The organism is Mucilaginibacter sp. cycad4 (assembly GCF_034263275.1).
GTDB lineage: Bacteria > Bacteroidota > Bacteroidia > Sphingobacteriales > Sphingobacteriaceae > Mucilaginibacter.
On sequence record NZ_CP139559.1, the window covers coordinates 719177 to 737096 of the forward strand.

At 42.3% G+C, this 17920-nt stretch carries 17 protein-coding genes and 1 pseudogene; 11 read left to right on the plus strand and 7 right to left on the minus strand.

Annotated elements, in window-relative coordinates; all coding sequences use genetic code 11:
* Positions 1-5 precede the first annotated feature (5 nt).
* A complete protein-coding gene (locus SNE26_RS03010; protein ID WP_321557900.1) occupies positions 6-596 on the plus strand; it encodes a DUF502 domain-containing protein in 591 nt (196 codons plus the stop codon).
* Positions 597-723: 127 nt separating this feature from the next.
* Here the strand turns inward: SNE26_RS03010 and SNE26_RS03015 are convergent, their stop codons facing one another.
* Together SNE26_RS03015 and SNE26_RS03020 are read right to left on the minus strand one after the other, a co-directional pair.
* Positions 724-1980, minus strand: coding sequence for a TCR/Tet family MFS transporter (locus SNE26_RS03015; RefSeq protein WP_321557901.1), 1257 nt, complete (start codon positions 1978-1980; stop codon positions 724-726).
* Between the two features lie 325 nt (positions 1981-2305).
* Complete coding sequence (locus SNE26_RS03020) at positions 2306-3571, minus strand: TCR/Tet family MFS transporter (RefSeq protein ID WP_321557902.1); 1266 nt, start codon at positions 3569-3571, stop codon at positions 2306-2308.
* A gap of 93 nt (positions 3572-3664) precedes the next feature.
* Between SNE26_RS03020 and SNE26_RS03025 the strand changes: the two genes are divergently transcribed.
* Positions 3665-5620, plus strand: a complete 1956-nt coding sequence (locus SNE26_RS03025; protein WP_321557903.1) for a TlpA disulfide reductase family protein — start codon at positions 3665-3667, stop codon at positions 5618-5620.
* A gap of 245 nt (positions 5621-5865) precedes the next feature.
* Positions 5866-6207 (plus strand): PH domain-containing protein, encoded by a 342-nt coding sequence (locus tag SNE26_RS03030; protein ID WP_321557904.1) that lies wholly within the window; start codon positions 5866-5868, stop codon positions 6205-6207.
* 92 nt (positions 6208-6299) lie between these two features.
* Here the strand turns inward: SNE26_RS03030 and SNE26_RS03035 are convergent, their stop codons facing one another.
* Both SNE26_RS03035 and SNE26_RS03040 read right to left on the minus strand, forming a co-directional pair.
* Positions 6300-7007: a TIGR00730 family Rossman fold protein gene (locus SNE26_RS03035; protein WP_090533093.1), complete on the minus strand. Its 708-nt coding sequence runs from the start codon at positions 7005-7007 to the stop codon at positions 6300-6302.
* A 158-nt stretch (positions 7008-7165) separates the two neighbouring features.
* Positions 7166-8659: a sodium:solute symporter gene (locus SNE26_RS03040; protein WP_321557905.1), complete on the minus strand. Its 1494-nt coding sequence runs from the start codon at positions 8657-8659 to the stop codon at positions 7166-7168.
* A gap of 288 nt (positions 8660-8947) precedes the next feature.
* Here SNE26_RS03040 and recR point away from each other — a divergent pair, with 288 nt between their 5' ends.
* Genes recR through SNE26_RS03055 form a run of 3 tightly spaced genes read left to right on the plus strand, consistent with a single transcriptional unit; the run spans position 8948 to position 11211 of the window.
* Positions 8948-9574 carry a recombination mediator RecR gene (gene recR / locus SNE26_RS03045; protein WP_321557906.1) on the plus strand — a complete coding sequence of 209 codons (627 nt, stop codon included), beginning with the start codon at positions 8948-8950 and terminating at the stop codon, positions 9572-9574.
* 1 nt (position 9575) lies between these two features.
* The gene (locus SNE26_RS03050) at positions 9576-10409 is read left to right on the plus strand and encodes a glycosyltransferase family 2 protein (RefSeq protein WP_321557907.1); all 834 of its coding nucleotides are present in this window, start codon (positions 9576-9578) and stop codon (positions 10407-10409) included.
* Complete coding sequence (locus SNE26_RS03055) at positions 10396-11211, plus strand: SDR family oxidoreductase (RefSeq protein WP_321557908.1); 816 nt, start codon at positions 10396-10398, stop codon at positions 11209-11211. Before SNE26_RS03050 ends, SNE26_RS03055 begins: the two co-directional genes overlap by 14 nt.
* Positions 11212-11280: 69 nt before the next feature.
* On the opposite strand, the gene SNE26_RS03060 is transcribed toward SNE26_RS03055, so the two are convergent.
* Positions 11281-12225: an ion channel gene (locus tag SNE26_RS03060; RefSeq protein ID WP_321557909.1), complete on the minus strand. Its 945-nt coding sequence runs from the start codon at positions 12223-12225 to the stop codon at positions 11281-11283.
* 402 nt (positions 12226-12627) lie between these two features.
* Between SNE26_RS03060 and trpD the strand changes: the two genes are divergently transcribed.
* The 4 genes and pseudogenes from trpD to trpA all read left to right on the plus strand — a co-directional run bounded on the left by trpD (position 12628) and on the right by trpA (position 16313).
* Positions 12628-13617: an anthranilate phosphoribosyltransferase gene (gene trpD / locus SNE26_RS03065; protein ID WP_321557910.1), complete on the plus strand. Its 990-nt coding sequence runs from the start codon at positions 12628-12630 to the stop codon at positions 13615-13617.
* A 3-nt stretch (positions 13618-13620) separates the two neighbouring features.
* Positions 13621-14208 (plus strand): annotated as a pseudogene (locus SNE26_RS03070) (phosphoribosylanthranilate isomerase); the annotation flags it as partial.
* A gap of 39 nt (positions 14209-14247) precedes the next feature.
* A complete protein-coding gene (trpB, locus tag SNE26_RS03075; RefSeq protein ID WP_321560019.1) occupies positions 14248-15429 on the plus strand; it encodes a tryptophan synthase subunit beta in 1182 nt (393 codons plus the stop codon).
* A gap of 113 nt (positions 15430-15542) precedes the next feature.
* Entirely contained in the window at positions 15543-16313 is a 771-nt protein-coding gene (trpA, locus tag SNE26_RS03080; protein WP_321557911.1) for a tryptophan synthase subunit alpha, read from the plus strand.
* A 164-nt stretch (positions 16314-16477) separates the two neighbouring features.
* On the opposite strand, the gene SNE26_RS03085 is transcribed toward trpA, so the two are convergent.
* The gene (locus SNE26_RS03085; RefSeq protein WP_176628334.1) at positions 16478-17098 is read right to left on the minus strand and encodes an L-threonylcarbamoyladenylate synthase; all 621 of its coding nucleotides are present in this window, start codon (positions 17096-17098) and stop codon (positions 16478-16480) included.
* A 70-nt stretch (positions 17099-17168) separates the two neighbouring features.
* Between SNE26_RS03085 and SNE26_RS03090 the strand changes: the two genes are divergently transcribed.
* Positions 17169-17342, plus strand: a complete 174-nt coding sequence (locus SNE26_RS03090; RefSeq protein ID WP_321557912.1) for a hypothetical protein — start codon at positions 17169-17171, stop codon at positions 17340-17342.
* Between the two features lie 31 nt (positions 17343-17373).
* Here the strand turns inward: SNE26_RS03090 and SNE26_RS03095 are convergent, their stop codons facing one another.
* The gene (locus SNE26_RS03095; RefSeq protein WP_321557913.1) at positions 17374-17916 is read right to left on the minus strand and encodes a YceI family protein; all 543 of its coding nucleotides are present in this window, start codon (positions 17914-17916) and stop codon (positions 17374-17376) included.
* Positions 17917-17920: the final 4 nt, after the last annotated feature.

The following is a 17920-nucleotide window of genomic DNA, read 5'->3' on the forward strand; positions in this document are numbered from 1 at the left end:
TTAAGATGAACAGGTTAGCGCGGGTATTATTCAGGTATTTTGTAAAAGGGATGTTGGTGGTGGTGCCCATAGGCGCAGCCATTTTCCTGATGTACTGGGCGGTAGCCAGTATTGATAAAGCCCTTAACCTGAGCGATCTTTTAGTTGATAAGGCAGGTAAACACGTATATATCCCCGGCTTGGGGATCCTGAACGTAGTGGTGGTTATCATGATCATGGGGGTGTTGGTTACCAATGTAATCACCGAACCCATTAAAGGCTGGTTTAAGCGCTGGTTTGCACGTTTGCCCATCTTCGCGTTCCTGTATTCGTCAATAAAAGATCTGACCGAAGCTTTTGTTGGTGAAGAGAAAAAGTTTAATGAACCGGTATTGGTTGAGGTAAATGAGTTCGGTTTAAAAAAGATAGGTTTCCTGGTTCAGAAAGATCTGGCAAAGATCGGTTTACCTGGTGAAGTAGCTGTGTATTTTCCGTATTCCTACTCGTTTGCAGGCCAGGTGATCATCATTGCTGCCGATAAGGTAAAACCGATGGATAAGAGTGCAGCCGATGTAATGAAGTTTGTAATATCGGGCGGGGTGAGCGGGTTGGATTAGCCCCCTCTAAACGGCGTAGCCCTCATGAGCACTAAAAACAAATTAATCGCGAGTAATCTCCCCCGGCAGGGGAGACTTTCTTAAAGCCCTCCCTTCCGGGGAGGGTTGGGGTGGGGCTTGCATGCTCCTATGGTATCACCTCCACCTCTTTTGAATCTGTCACCCCGGCTTTCTTAAAACTCCTGATCGCCAAAAAAACAGCTATCAGCATCAATACAGCTCCCAATATATAAGGTGCGCCCGGAAAATAGGTTGAAGTATTGCGATGGGTGAACAAATGAAACACCGAACTCATTAATAGCGGCCCAATGATCACTGCCAAACTGCTGATACTGGTTAACGAGCCCTGCAATTCGCCCTGCTCTTTGGCTGATACCGTACTGGTGATCATACCCTGTAATGATGGCCCGGAAATGCCTCCAAGACAATAGGGCACCATAAAAACATACATCATCCAGCCCTGGTTGGCAAAAGCTATGAGGCTTAAACCTATGGTGTAAAATAATAAGCCGGCTATAATATTTTTCTCCTGTCCAAATTTAGGGATGGTAAATCTGATGAGCCCGCCTTGTATGGATACCAGTACTATGCCGATGAAGAACCCCAAAAAGCCGATGCTCTTGAGCGACCAGTCAAATTTTTCAGTTACATAAAACGACAGCACATATTCAACAGCCTTTTGAGCGATGTATACTAATGAAAACGCACCGATCAAGCCGGTTAAGGAAGGATAACGAGACAAGTTACGCAACGAGCTGATGGGATTGGCTTTTTTCCATTCAAAACGCCTGCGGTTTTTGATGTTCAATGATTCGGGCAATACAAAGTAACCATATGCTGCGTTCAGGAGCGCCAACGCGGCAGCGAGCATAAACGGAAACCTTATATTCAATGCACCCAGGAAGCTGCCGGTACCTATGCCAATGATAAATCCAAGTCCGGATGCTGCTCCAACCAAACCGAAATTTGCCGCCCGGTTTTTACCGGTACTGATATCGGCAATATAAGCGGTCGCGGTGGTATTGCTGGCCCCTGCAAAGCCCGCTATTGCCCGCCCGATAAACAACCATGCTACGGTAGGAGCAAAGGCCATAAAAAAATAATCGATCCCAAAACCTAACAACGAACTTAATAATACCGGCCGGCGACCGTACCTGTCACTCAAATTGCCCAGCAACGATGAAAACAGGAACTGCATAGAGGCGTAGGTGAAGGTTAAGTAGCCGTTGTATTGTGCCGCGGTACTAACATCCATATTGCCCAGTTTTTCGAGCAGGGAGGGCATTACCGGGATGATGATGCCTAAACCAAGTACATCAATAAAAAGCGTTACGAAAATAAACCCTAAGGCGGCGGTATGTTTTTTTTTAGGTTTGGCGCTCATTAATAATGATAAAGGTTTAAGCGGGTTAAAAGTTTTGTTATGGGCTGTTTTACAGTTTTATCTTTGATTAATACCTGCTTCTTTTTTGCCGTCGTTGGTGTTATCACAACAATCGGCCGGCAGATTTTATAATTCCCTCCCCTGGAAGGGAATCGCACAATCCCGCACTTGCCGTTGTTGGTGTTGTCACCAACAACTTTACGCCTTGTCTTTTAATAATGGTGTTCCGATATTATAAAAATACGAGAGCCCAAAATGTTGCTGGTGACAACACCAACAACGGGCGAGCTTTGTGCATTCTGCATTAAGCTTTTTTATAAAACGGTTAATGCAACGTAGCTATAGCATCAACATCCTTCGCCGAGGTTTTTTTAACGTTTTTGAAATTACGGATAGCAAGCAAAGCGCTTATGAGCATCAGTATCGCACCTAAAATAAATGGCGCCCCCGGCAAAAAGAAAGGCCTTTTATCATTAGTAAAATAGTAAAATAAGGTGGTCATCACCCAGGGGCCAAAAATTGCGCTTAAGCTCATCAAACTGGTGAGGCCGCCCTGCAATTCGCCCTGTTCATTGGCCGGTACCTGGTTGGTCATGATGCCCTGTAATGCCGGGCCCGCTATACCGCCAAGGGCATAAGGCACCATAAAGGCAAACATCATCCATCCCCGGGTTGCCATGGCAAACAGGATAAGGCCGATACTATATAGCAGCAAGCCAACCCAAATGCAGCGCTCCATGCCCAGCTTGGGCAGTATCACACGCATCAGGCCGCCCTGAACAAGCGCTATCATCAGCCCTATAAAGGCAAGGGAATAACCAACGGTATCCTCGCCCCATTTAAATTTTTCGAAGGTAAAATATGTCCAAACGTTTTGTACGGCCTGGCCTGCAAAGTACACCAGGAACAGTGACAATGCTAAACCTATTACCGAAGGATATTTTTTTAATTGCAGCAATGAGCCCAGCGGATTCGCCCTTTTAACATCGAAGGGACGGCGATGGGCATCGTCCAGCGACTCTGGCAGGATAAAGAATCCATAAATGGCATTCAAAAAGGCTAAGCCGGCAGCCGCAAAAAACGGATATTGAACATCCATTTTACCTAACACACCGCCAATTGCCGGGCCAATGATAAAGCCAAGGCCAAAGGCAACACCTATCATCCCAAAGTTTTGGGCGCGTTTTTCTGGCGTACTTACATCGGCTATGTAGGCCGATGCTGTGGTAAAGCTGGCGCCGGTGATGCCCGCAATGGCCCGGCCTAAAAATAGCCACCATATGGATGGTGCAAAGGCAAGAAACAGATAATCAATGCCAAAACCCAATAAGGAACAAAGTAAAACCGGACGGCGGCCATACTTATCGCTCAGGTTGCCTATCATTGGCGAAAACAGGAACTGCATTACCGAATAGGCCAGCGTTAAAAAACCAGCATAAAGCGAAGCTTCGCTAAGCCCGGCGTGGATCAGTTTTTCAATTAGTTTGGGCAGTACAGGTATAATGATCCCTAAGCCTACCACATCAATCAGTAAAGTAACAAATATGAAGCCTAAAGCTCCCTGGGGTTTATTCTTGGCGGACTTATCCATGGCGCAAAATAAATTATTAACGTTAATAATTGTTAAAATAATTGTATTTATAATAATTAGTACTTAACTTGAACTATATAATTAGTTAAACCTATGAAACCACACAAATCAATGATGTTATTGCCGGCATTGCTGGCTATGCAAAATGTTTTTGCACAAAGTAACCATCTTACATTATCTGATAATTATCCATCTCCAGCTGAAAAAGTTAAGATTAACTATGATCCGGCGGGTACGCCCGTTGCCGGAAAAAAGGATATCAGCGCAGAGGTATATTACATTGATGGGAAGGATAACCCGGCAGCTGACCTCGAACTAAAACCTAATGGTACTTTACTTTCCGGCGATTTTACGATTCCTGCTACGGCGAAAGCTTTTTTTGTAAAGATCTTTAGTAACGGTGATATTGATAATAATAATGACAAAGGGTACGTATACTTAGTTTATAAAGATAAAAAACCTGTTCAGGGTGCTTATGAAGCAAAAGGTTATATATTGGCCAGTGGGGTTGGCAGCAATTTTGCCAAAATAAAGACCGACCAGGAAGAAGGCCTGTCCTTATTTAAAAAGGAATACGATACATATCCGCAGGCCGAAAAACCATACCAGTTTAATTACTACTACATATTAGCAAAGAAGAAAGATCCGGCTACTGCTGCCCTGTTAGAGGCCAAAGTTAAATCGCTTGAAAAAAGCACAGTAGAAAAAGACCTGATCCTGGCCGCTAATATCCTGAACTGGCGGAGCAAAAAGGCTTCTGCCGATTCATTGGGCGAGATTATCAAAGCTAAATACCCTAACGGTGAATCTGTAAAAAACGAAGCAGAGTTTGCTATGATGCGCGAAAAGGATGTGCACAAAAAAGATTCGCTTTATAAAGCATATATAGCCAAATTCCCGGATATGGCCACTGATAAAGGCTCACGCATAGATTACATAAGAGGACAACTGGCTACCGGCTTTTTAACTGATGGTAATACTGCTGCTTTTAATGCTTATGCAGCACAGGTGCAAAATAAATCAAGTATTGCAAACAGTTACAATAACATAGCTTATGGTTGGGCCCAAAAAGATGAGCGCCTCGGGGAAGCAGAAAAGTTGTCAAAACAATCGCTGGACATCGTTATTGAAAAAATGAAGCATCCCGGGGCTTCGCCGTTTATGTCGGTAAAGAGCATGCAAAAGCAAAACAAGGATGTATATAACATGTATGCTGATAGTTATGCATTCATTTTATATAAAGAGAAAAAATATGACGAGGCCCTTAAATATCAAAAAGAAGTTTATGCAGATAGCAAGGATAATGACCCTATCACCAATGAGCATTACGTACTTATTTTAAATGCCCTTGGCAAATATGCCGAATCAAAAGATGTAATTGAGGGCGCATTTAAGGCAGCTAAAGTTACCCCGGCTTTAAAGGACGAGCTAAAAAAGGCCTATGTTGGCTTAAAAGGTGGCGAAGCAGGTTACGATCAATACCTGGCTGACTTGTCAGATATTGCAAAAAACAAAAAGAAAGAAGAGGTGGCTAAACAAATGATCAACGAGCCAGCCACCAAATTTGCCCTTAAAGATTTTGAGGGAAACACCGTTTCGCTGGCCGACTTAAAAGGCAAAATTGTTATAGTTGATTTTTGGGCTACCTGGTGCGGCCCTTGTAAAGCATCTTTTCCGGGAATGCAAATGGCTGTAAATAAATATAAGGACGATCAGGATGTGAAATTCCTGTTTGTTGATACCTGGGAAAACGGCGATAATTATATTGATGGTGTAAAGAAATTCATTACCGAAAATAAATACACTTTCAACGTGCTGATAGATGAAAAAGGCAGCGATGGCAGGCAGTCAAAAGTGGTATCACAATTTGGTGTAACCGGCATACCGAGCAAGTTTATTATTGATAAAAACGGCAATATCCGGTTTAAGGTGGTAGGCTTTGATGGTTCGGCTGATGGACTGGTAGACGAAGTGAGCACAATGATTGACATGGCAAAAGCGCCGGTAGCCGCGGAAGTTGCTGCTACTCCAAAACAAAACATGAAATAACTGATTGCAAACCTAAAACTATATCAAACAAAAATGCCGCACCATTAGGGCGGCATTTTTCGTGAGAACAGTTAAAGCAAGTAAACTCACGTTCGCTGTTCGAAATTTCTTCGGGCAGCGGTTGGGTAAGTATACGTTGTTAGATAAACAGGTAATAATTTGTATTTTAGACAAAAAGACGCACAGTGAAATATTATTCGCGCAAATCATTTATCTTCATTGCGTTAATCATTTTTATTGCGATAATGATAGTGGTTAGCTTTTTAGATAAAGCCTACGTAGGGTCTTGTATATTGGTAGCCGTAATGATCTATTTAATTTGGATGTGGTATGACACCTATTACAGTATTAATGGCAATCAACTATTTTATAAGTCAGCTTTGTTAAATGGAACTATTGAAATCGATACTATCGTTGAGATAGTTAAGACTAAGAATTTTTTTATAGGTTTAAAGCCTTCGTTATCAGCCAAAGGAATTATCATAAAATATAAAAAATACGATGATATCTATATTTCGCCCCAAAATATCGATCAATTTATTAGAGAGTTAAAACAAATTAATCCTGCTATAAAAACAACTGAATGATTGTTTTTAGCCAAACAAAACGTTATATCAATAAAACTATATCAAACAAAAATGCCGCCCTGTTGGAGCGGCATTTTTGTTTGTATTGCCTGTTAAAAGTTTGGCTTAAGCACGTATTTGTTATAGAAACGGGTGATGTGCTCAACAGCTTCTTCGGCGGTATCAACCACACGATAAAGGTTAAGGTCGTCGGGATTGATATTGTGCTGATCGTTCAGCATTTTTTCTTCAACCCATTTAAACAGGCCTTTCCAGTACTCAACCCCAACAAAAATGATTGGGAAACGGGCAATTTTACCGGTTTGGATAAGGGTAATAGCCTCAAACGATTCATCCATAGTGCCAAAGCCGCCGGGCAAAATGATAAAGCCCTGCGAGTATTTCATAAACATAACCTTGCGGATAAAGAAGTAATCAAACTCCATGATCTTATCCCTGTCGATATATTTATTGTGGAACTGCTCAAAAGGCAGTTCAATGTTGAGGCCAACCGATTTACCGCCATTTTCATAAGCGCCTTTGTTGGCTGCTTCCATGATACCCGGTCCGCCGCCTGATATTACACCATAACCATGCTCGGTAAGCAGGCGGGCTGTTTCTACAGCCAGTTGGTAGTATTTGTTATCGGTGTGTGTACGTGCTGACCCAAAGATGGATACGCATGGGCCTATTTTGGCCAGTTTTTCAAAGCCGTCGACAAATTCGGCCATTATTTTAAAGATCTGCCAGGAGTCGGTAACTTTAATTTCCTGCCAGTTTTTGTTCTCGAATGCTTGTCTTATTTTATCTTCTCCGGTCATATCCTTTTTTTAGTCCGGAAGTCGGGAGTCCGAAAGTCGGAAGTGTGTTTTCAGTCCGAAAGTCGGAACGTCCGAAAGTCCGGAAGTTTTATCTTATATTAATTAATGCAAAGTACAAAGAAAATTGATTCCGGTTTATTAGTCATTTAACTTTTTAATCATCCTATCTTCGGACTTTCCGACTGACGGACTTCGGACTTCCTCGAAGAGGATACCCACAACCCGATAAATGTAATTAATCCATTTACAATGATGAGTTCGTTACCAAAAACATATCCGCCTAAAATTGATTTTGATTCGGCATTTAATAAATAACATATAGCAGGAGAGAGTACGCAAATGAAAGGTACCAGTTTATCCATTGCCTGTCTGTTGCCTACAAACAAGCCAAATGAATAAAGGCCAAGCAAGGGGCCGTAAGTGTAGGATGCCACACTGAATATAGCACTTACTACAGCCTCGTTGTTTATGACGTTGAATATAATAATGGTCAAGAACATCAGCCCCGAAAAGGCTATGTGTACCCAATGCCTTACAGCAACCATTTTTTTGCTGTTTACATCGTTGCGCTTGTTAAAGCCTAAAAAGTCTACACAAAAAGAAGTAGTGAGCGCTGTAAGTGCCGAGTCGGTAGTGGCAAAGGTAGCTGCCGTTAACCCCAGCATGAATACCATAGCCGGAACCAATCCTAAATATTGAAGGGCGATGGTAGGGTACAGGTAGTCGGTTTTGGTAACATTGATGCCGTTTTTAGCGGCGTACATATAAAGCAAAGCGCCCACACTCAGGAAAAAGATATTGATGATTACGAAAACGCCAACAAAGCTGAACATGTTTTTTTGCGCTTCTTTGATGTTTTTAAGGCTGAGGTTTTTCTGCATCAGGTCCTGGTCAAGGCCGGTCATGCCGATGGTGATAAACATAGCACCTAAAAACTGTTTGCCTAAATGCAGCTTGCTGCTCATAAAATCATTAAAGAAAAATATTTTAGAATAGCTGCTGTTTTTGATGGTTTCGGCAGCTTCAAAAATATTCATGTGCAGGCTTTGACAAATAAAGTAAATGGATAGGAAAACTGACAGCACCAGGAAAAACGTTTGCAGGCTATCGGTAATGATAATGGTTTTCAAACCACCCTTAAAGGTGTACGACCAAATGAGCAGCAAACAAATTAGCACCGTAACAGCAAAGGGAACATGGTAGCTGTCGAAAATAAACTTCTGCAGTACGATTACCACCAGGTATAACCTGAATGCCGAACCGATAACCCGGCTCACCAAAAATATAGCTGCCGCCGTTTTATAACTCCAAACACCTAAAGCGCCTTCAATATAACTGTAAATGGATGTGAGTTTAAGTCGGTAATATAAGGGGAGTAATACAGTAGCTATGATAAAAAAACCTGCCGCGTTGCCCAGCACAAACTGGAAATAAGCAAAATCATCGGTGCCAACCTTACCGGGAACGGAGATAAAAGTAACCCCGCTCAATGCCGTACCAATCATCCCGAAGGCAACTAAGTACCATTTGGAATTTCGGTTGGCTACAAAGAAAGTATCGTTATCTGAAGATTTTTTTGATGTAAGCCACGAGATGATCAGCAATACCAAAAAATAACCGATGATGAATGACAATAATACTCCTGGCGACATAGGTGTTGTTTAAGTCCGGAAGTCGGAAAGTCCGAAAGTCGGGTAAGTCCGAGAGTCGGCAAGTCCGAAAGTCCGAAAGATTTTTATTTAGTCCGGAAGTCGGGTAAGTCCGAAAGTCCGGAGGATTTTTTGCAAAATACAAATACATTGTAAGATTTGCCAACCATAACTTCTCTACTTTTAATTTTCTAAATCTACAGGCATCCAACTTTCGGACTTACCCGACTTCCGGACTTTCCGACTTCCCAGACTTTCGGACTTCCGACTTAAATTCCCTACCTTCGCACAATGAATTTCTCGTCCAAATTGCTGGAAAATGCCGTAGCCGAATTCGCTAAATTACCGGGGGTAGGTCAAAAAACCGCCCTGCGTTTGGTGCTGCATTTACTTAACCAGGATAAGCAGGATGTTGAACGTTTTAGTACCGCGGTAACCAAGCTCCGCAACGAGATTCAGTTTTGCCGGGTTTGCCATAATATCTCTGATCAGCCGGTTTGCGAGATCTGCTCATCACATCGTCGTGATCACAGCCTTATTTGCGTAGTTGAAGATACCCGCGACGTAATGGCCATTGAAAATACCAATCAGTTTAATGGTGTTTATCATGTACTGGGTGGCTTAATATCGCCAATGGATGGCGTTGGACCGTCAGATTTGCAGGTGGATACCCTGGTTGAACGTCTTAAACCAACAGCCGATAACGAGGTAAAAGAAGTGGTTTTTGCCCTCAGCGCCACCATGGAAGGTGATACAACACTGTTTTATCTTCATAAAAAATTAAAAAATTACAATATTACGATAACAACCATAGCTCGTGGCATAGCTTTTGGTGGTGAATTAGAGTACGTAGACGAGATAACTTTGGGCCGTTCCATAGCTACCCGTGTTCCGTACGAAAATTCACTATCTAAATAGCATGAAACTATCTATAGTTGTTGTAAGCCATAATACCTGCAACCTGCTCAGAATTGCCCTGAATGCAGTAGTCAGGGCCGCGCAGGACGTTAGTCACGAGGTTTTTGTGGTCGACAATGCTTCGGCCGATAAGTCGATAGCCATGTTAAATACTGAATTTCCTGATGTAAAGATAATAGCCAACGATAAAAACGAGGGTATGGCCCGGGCATATAACCATGCACTTAAACTGGCTATAGGCGAGTATATTTTACTGGTCAATGCGGATACTATTACAGGCAAGAAGACCATTGAAAAAGCTCTTGAATTTATGGATCTGCATACCAATGCCGGTGGTTTGGGGGTACGTATGATAACTCCTGAAGGCAAATTTTTAAAAGAGTCAAAACGCGGCTTTAACAAACCCTGGGAAACCTTTTTCAAGCTAACCGGCCTGGCAAAACACTTTTCAAAATCAAGGCTCACCAGTCCGCAGAGTAAAGATTGGGTTGAAGAGTTTCAAACGTCTGAATCGGATATCATTAATGGTGCTTTTATGCTGTTGCGTAAAGAGGCGCTTAACCATATCGGATTGATGGATGAGCGTTTTCATACTTATGGTTATGATATTGATTATTCATACCGCATCAGGCTTGCCGGGTTTAAAAACTACTATTTCCCCAAAACCTATATCATCAATTTTAATATACAAAACAAGGTTAAATTTAGCTGGGCACACATTAAGGAATATTATGGGGCGATGATTATCTTCGCGTCCAAATATTTATTTAAGGTGCCCGAACTTAAGGTGGAAGGCATCCCGCAGCTAATTCCTCCTTCGTATGAAGTTAAATGATAAAGTCGTAATCATCACCGGCGCCTCGTCGGGCATCGGAAAATCACTTGCTTATGAATGTGCCAAACGCGGTGCCAATGTAATACTGGCAGCAAGGCAATATGTTACCCTTTGCCAGCTTACCGAGCAATTGGAAAAGGACTATAAAATAAAAGCCCTTGCCGTGCAATGTGATGTTACCAATGAGGAAGATTGCGCGCAGCTCATTAAGCAAACCCTTATCACTTTTGGTAAAATTGATGTACTGATCAACAACGCAGGCATCACCATGCGCGCCCTGTTTAAGGATGCAAAAGTGGATGTGCTAAAACAGGTGATGGACGTTAATTTTTGGGGTATGGTTAACTGCATTAAATATGCCTTGCCCGAAATTACTAAAACCCGGGGCAGTATAGTAGGTGTATCATCTATTGCAGGATATAAAGGTTTGCCTGGCCGTTCAGGCTATTCGGCGTCAAAATTTGCTATGAACGGCTTTTTGGATTCATTGAGGGTTGAAAACCTCAAAACCGGCGTTCATGTATTAACGGCCTGCCCTGGCTTTACAGCATCAAATATCCGTAATACAGCCTTAAACAGTGAGGGCAAACAACAAGGCGAAAGCACCCTCGAAGAACAAAAAATGATGAGCAGCGATGAGGTAGCCCAACATATTGTTGATGCCATAGAAAGCCGGGCCCGCACATTAACCCTCACCGGCCAGGGCAAACTTACGGTAGCCCTAAGCAAACTTGTACCGGCTTTTTTGGATAAAATGGTTTATAAACATTTCACTAAAGAACGGGACCCGCTACTCCGTTAGTCATTGAATCATTAGGTCATTGAGTCATTTTTTGCAGGCGAAAAGTCAATGACTTAATGACGCAATGACCTAATGAACGATGTCATACGCACTAATCCTGCTCAGGTCCAGAACAACGCGGCCTGTTTCGTCACGTTCAAAGGCGGGTTTAAATTTAGCGCCCCATACAAAATCGTCATACTGATATGAAGTACGGGAGTGGATGGTTTGTGAAAAGGTATCGTCAAAAGTTTTCAGGATAACCGAAAGGCCGGCTTGCCTGCGTTCGAGTTCCTCTGGCGTGATATCTTTAATCGGGCTGTTTTCATCAAGCGGATGAACTACTGTCCAGTTCAGGGTGAGGATGCTAACCAGTTTCCGTTCCAGTTCGAGCTGAAAAAATTTACGTACTGTTTTGCCGTTCTCTTCATCGTTATAACTGAAAACTACTTCCATTTCCAGGTCGATGAGGATATTTCTGCGTTCGTTGGCCAGGCGAAACATCAAACCTTTACCGCCATCACGATAGGGGGCAATAAGTACGTTACGGCTATACATGATCTTGGCCGAAGGGCGCGAAAAGCGACCGTAAAGTAAACCTGTGGCCAAAGCAAAAGCCAGCAGGCCCATCATGGATTCGAGCGCTGCAATGGTATTGGGGATCATACCTCTGGGACTGATATGGCCATAACCTACAGTTGATATAGTTTGCGCCGAAAAAAAGAAGGCATCCATAAAACGGTCAAAATCGGTATTGCCGCTTTTGCCGTCCAGCACATCGGGGCCTAACGAAAAATAAATGAGTGCGAAAATAATGTTTACAATAAAATAGCAGCTAAAAACAATGACCCAAAACTTTCGCCAGCTCATGGTGATGAGCGAGTGGTAGTTGTTTGATGTAGTAAAAAATGGAAGGCCGGTACGTTTTACGTTGATAGAACCATCCTTATTTATAACCGGCTGGCTTTTAATAACCGGCTGGGTACCAAAGCCAAGATCATCTTCCGGATTTATTTTCTCTTTATGTATAGCCATGGAGCTAATTACTGAATTATTGAGTTATTGAATTATCGATTTTTATAAAATGTTGACAGTTTGCTTTGATCTTCTGCTAATTTAGTAGCTAAATTCAATAATTCAGTAAATCAATAATTCAATAAATGTACTGTTCTGTTTGTTTTTATAAAAACTATTTACATATTTGTGCCAACAAGTAACAATGACAAAATTAAACAACAATTGGTGGTGGCTTAACGAGTAATCGTAAGGCAATTCCATGTTTGTTTAAAAGATATATTCAAAAAGGGTTGCCATACGGCAACCCTTTTTTTATGCCGCCCCCCGACCCCCTAAAGGGGGAGTGATTAGCGAAAGGGGGAAGAAGACGGAATTACTAATTATGCATATTAACTCCCCCTTTAGGGGGTTGGGGGGCAAATGAAACAGATACTGAATCATCTTTTTGAACACAAAACCTTTAGCAGGGAACAATCTAAAAGTATTTTGATGAACATTGCGCAGGGTAAGTACAACAACGCGCAAATGGCAGCGTTCATGACGGCGTATTGTATGCGAAGCATTACCGTTGAAGAACTGGAAGGCTTTCGTGATGCAATGCTGGAGCTTTGCCTGCCTGTTGACCTGGAAACCGAAGGCCTTATTGATCTTTGCGGTACAGGAGGCGATGGTAAGGATACCTTTAACATCTCTACGCTTGCTTCATTTGTTGTTGCGGGTGCAGGGTACAAAGTGGCCAAACATGGTAATTACGGGGTATCATCGGGCTGCGGTTCATCAAACGTGATGGAATACCTGGGCTACCAGTTTACCAATGATATGGATAAACTGAAACGCAGTACGGATGAAGCTAACATCTGTTTTTTGCATGCGCCGTTGTTTCACCCGGCTATGAAAACCGTGGCACCTATCCGCAGGGAACTTGGCGTTAAAACCTTCTTCAACATGCTGGGGCCCCTGGTTAACCCTGCCAAGCCCGATAACCAGTTGGTAGGAGTGTTTAACCTGGAGCTTGCCCGGGTATATGCTTATCTTTATCAAAAATCAACTACAAAATATACCATTATAAACGCGCTGGAGGGTTATGACGAAATCTCATTAACCTGCGATTTTAAGACCTTTTCGGCAGACGGTGAAAAAATCAACAGTGTTGAAGATCTGGGTTTTGAATTGCTCGATCCTAAAGAGATCATCGGTGGCGACACTGTTGAGGCTTCTGCAGCTATATTCAGTAATGTACTTAAGGGCGATGGTACCCCGGCTCAAAATAACGTAGTATTGGCTAATGCTGCGCTGGCTATTAAAACCATTGGCTCCGAAAAAACTTTTGGCGATTGTTTTTATGAAGCCGAAGAAGCGCTGCTTGGTAAAAAGGCGCTGAAAAGCTTTAATACTTTATTACAAAACTAAGCCATGAAAATAAAGGTTTGCGGTTTAAAACATCCTGAAAATATTGAAGCGGTTATCGCCTTACAGCCCGATTACGTGGGTTTTATTTTCTACGGAAAATCGCCCCGATATGTGGTTGGTCTGCCTGTTAATGCGTTGCGAGCTATACCCGCTTCCATTCAAAAAACCGGTGTTTTTGTAAATGAAAGCGCCGAAAATATTGAACAGCTGATTGCCGAATATGGTTTTAATGCCATTCAACTGCATGGCGATGAAAGCCCTGAGTTTTGTGGAGGTTTTAAGGGCCGTGTAACGGTGATCAAAGCCTTTGGCCTTAATGAGGGTTTTGATTTTGAACAGCTAAAAGAGTATGCCAACAATGTCGATCTTTTCCTGTTCGATACCAAAACAAAGGAGTATGGCGGCTCGGGCAAAACGTTTGACTGGGCTATTCTTGATCAATATAAACAGGAAATTCCTTTCTTTTTATCGGGAGGGGTGGGACTTGAAAACATAGCAGAGGTTAAAACAATCAGCCATCCTCAATTTTACGGGGTTGACCTTAACAGCAAGTTTGAAATTGAACCGGGTTTGAAGAATATCGAAAAATTAGAAGAGGCATTTAACATCATCAAAAATAAAACACAACAGATGAAATACGGAGTTAACGAGCAAGGTTATTATGGCGATTTTGGAGGAGCATATATCCCCGAAATGCTATACCCTAACGTAGAGGAATTAAGGCTGCAATACCTCAATATCATAAATGATGATGGTTTTAAAGCCGAATTTGATGATCTGCTTAAGAATTACGTAGGCCGCCCTTCTCCTTTATATCATGCTAAAAGATATTCGGAAAAATACGGAGCCAACATCTTCTTTAAACGCGAAGATCTGAACCATACAGGTTCGCACAAGATCAATAATGCCATAGGGCAGATCCTGCTGGCCAAACGCCTCGGCAAAAAACGCATCATAGCCGAAACCGGTGCCGGACAGCATGGTGTAGCAACAGCTACCGTATGCGCGCTGATGGGTATTGAATGCGTGGTTTATATGGGTGAAATTGATATGGCCCGCCAGGCACCTAACGTATCGCGCATGAAAATGCTGGGCGCTACTGTGATACCGGCAACATCTGGCAGTAAAACATTAAAAGATGCTACTAACGAGGCCCTGCGCGACTGGATAGGCAACCCTGTTGATACGCATTATATCATAGGTTCGGTAGTTGGTCCGTATCCATACCCTGATATGGTTGCGCGTTTTCAGTCTATTATCTCTGCTGAAACAAAAAAACAGCTTGTAGAGCATACAGGCAGCGAACTACCACAATACGTATTGGCCTGCGTAGGCGGCGGCAGCAATGCCATGGGGATGTTTTATCATTTCCTGGATGATGAAAGCGTGAAACTGGTGGCCGTTGAAGCTGCCGGTAAAGGTGTTAATAGCGGTGAATCTGCAGCTACAACGGCTTTGGGAAATGAAGGTGTATTGCACGGTAGCCGTACCATCTTAATGCAAACCGAAGACGGACAGGTTGTTGAACCTTACTCTATTTCGGCAGGTTTGGATTACCCGGGTATTGGTCCGCAGCACGCGCATTTATTTAAAAGCCATCGCGGCGAGTACGTAAGCATTACAGATGATGAGGCTTTGCAGGCAGGCTTGCTTTGCTGCCAGTTGGAAGGCATTATCCCGGCCATTGAAACGGCTCATGCTTTGGCTCAATTGGAGAAAATGAAGTTTGAACCTACCGATAATGTGGTGATCTGCATTTCGGGTAGGGGAGATAAGGACCTGGATACTTATATTAACTATTTCGGCTATTAATTGGTTCATAGTTGATGGTCCATAGACCATAGCCGTGCCGGATGCCAATATCGACAATAAGATACTAACAAACTATGGACTGTGGTCTATCGTCCATCGACAAATAACATACAATGAACCGTTTAAAAAAGCTTTTTGCATCAAAAAACAACAACCTGCTATCCATTTATTTTACAGCGGGTTATCCTGCATTGAATACTACGGTTGATATTGCCGAAGCCCTTGAAAAATCAGGTGCCGATTTCCTGGAGATCGGATTCCCGTATTCTGATCCGGTGGCCGATGGGCCAACTATTCAGCACAGTTCAGAGTGTGCTTTGGAAAACGGCATGAGCCTTAAGGTTTTGTTTGAAGAGTTGGCCGAACTGCGCAGTAGGGTAAGCATTCCTATTTTGCTTATGGGCTATTTTAATCCCATTGCACAGTATGGTGTTGAACGGTTTTGTAAAAAGGCTGCCGAAGTAGGTGTTGACGGTATTATTGTACCCGATCTGCCGATCTATGAATATGAAAAAATGTACTCGTCATATTTTATCGATAACGGCCTGAGCAACATATTCCTGGTAACCCCGCAAACATCTGAAGAACGCATCCGCCAAATTGATGATCTGAGCAACAGTTTTATCTACCTGCTGTCGTCATCAACAATAACCGGCTATAACCTGAAACTGAGTGATAGCGTTGAAGAATATTACAAACGCATTACCGCGATGGAGCTGAAGAATCCAACTATTATTGGTTTTGGTATTACTGACAGCGGCAGCTTTGCTAAAGCGTGTGATTATGCCAACGGGGCAATTATAGGTAGCAAATTTGTAAAGCTTTTAGGCGAGGAAGGTTATATGGATAAGATTGATGGGTTTGTAAAGGGGATAAGGCCGTAAGGGTTTCCAGGTATCCAATCTTTCAAAAATAAAATTTCGTCATGTTGAACTTGTTTCAACACCTCACGTGCTAAGCCCTATGATTAGCAAATCGCCTAATTATCCTGTGGGGTGCTGAAACAAGTTCAGCATGACGAATTGTTTATAGCGCTATCAAACTTTCCTTACAAATACAACTCCAAATCACCTTTACCTTCACGCACGATATCAAAGTCGCCGGTAGTGCAGTCAACTATGGTTGATGGGATGTTGTCGCCATAACCGCCATCTATTACAATATCCACCAGGTCTTCATACTTCTCGTGGATCAGTTCCGGATCGGTTGAATATTCAACAATATCGTCATCATCGCGGATAGACGTTGAGAGAATAGGATTACCTAATACACGCACAATTTCGCGGGCTATATTATTGTCTGGTACCCTGATACCGACTGTTTTTTTGTTGGAGCTGAGCATTTTGGGCACCATATGGCTGGCATTGAATATAAATGTAAACGGCCCGGGCAAAGCCTTTTTCAATACGCGGAAGGTTGTATTATCAATGGGTTTGATGTAATCAGAAATATGGCTCAGATCGTAACAAATGAACGAGAAATTAGCTTTTTCGGGTTTGATGTTTCTGATTTTGCAAATAGCCTCGATGGCTCGGTGATTGGTGATATCGCATCCCAAACCATAAATGGTATCGGTAGGGTAAATGATCAAACCGCCTTTCTTTAACACTTCAACCACCTGCTCAATAGCTTTAGGATTAGGGTTTTCGGGATATATTTTAATTAACATAAGTATAAGAACAAATATAGCGCTACTTAGTTTAATAACGGCGCTAAAACACGCTTAAAATCATGTTATTATGGTGTATGAAGAAAACTTACCAAGTTTTCAAAACTTCGTAAGTTTGGTTGGAAGCTACAACCAAAAAGCCATTCGCGTTAAACGAATGGCTTTTTCTATCATTAATTTTAACCTGTTTGCCGCTTCAACAATGCCGTGTTGTTTGGATCCTTTAACAACAGCGGCATTTTAAATGTTAAAACACAGCAACAGTATTAAAACAATTAAGCTTGTTTGGTAAACTGGATGTTGATCAACAATTTAATGTCTTCGCCAACTACAATTGAACCGGCTTCGGTTACGCCGTCCCATGTTAAACCGAAATCTTTACGGTTAATTTTACCGCTGATCTCGAAACCAGCTTTAGTATTGCCATAAAAATCAGCTGCGGAGCCGCCAAATTCTACGTCGAGGGTTACCGGTTTGGTTTGATCTTTAATAGTAAGGTTACCTTTCAATTCATACTCTTCATCATCAGTTTTGGTAAATGAAGTTGATTTGAAAGTGATCTGAGGATATTTTTCAGCGTCGAAAAATTCGGCTGATTTTAAGTGCTCGTCGCGTTGTGTCTGGTTGGTATCAATGCTGTTGATATCTAATGAGAAATCAATTTCAGCATTTTCAAAATCATCGTTATCAGTTATTAACTCACCGTTAAAGCTTTTGAAAAAACCGCTTACGGTTGAAATAACCAGGTGTTTAACTTTAAATTGTACTTCTGAGTGCATAGGGTCGATAACCCATTTTGTTGCTGTTTCTGTTGCCATGATT